The organism is Alcanivorax sp. UBA3183 (genome assembly GCF_002364155.1).
In the GTDB taxonomy this organism is placed as follows: Bacteria; Pseudomonadota; Gammaproteobacteria; order Pseudomonadales; family Alcanivoracaceae; genus Alcanivorax; species Alcanivorax jadensis.
In genome coordinates, this window is sequence record NZ_DEXN01000038.1 from 76118 (window position 1) to 76331 (window position 214).

General features: G+C 55.1%; 1 pseudogene. It reads left to right on the forward strand.

Annotated features, from left to right (window positions below):
- Positions 1-214 (forward strand): annotated as a pseudogene (locus tag B3Q33_RS11915) (AraC family transcriptional regulator); the annotation flags it as partial.

Genomic DNA, 214 nt, shown 5'->3' on the forward strand with positions numbered 1-214 from the left:
CCGGCGCAAATCCGGGCGATCATCTCCAACGAATACGGCAACAGCTTCCCCGATTTCACGGAAATCTGCGGTAAACTCAACATGACGCCGCAAACCCTGCGCCGCCGGCTGAAAGAGGCCAATACCAGCTACCAGGATATCAAGGACTCCATCCGCAAGGATGCGTCAGTCTATTACCTGTCCAAGCCGGATCTGAGCATCGATGAAATTGCCC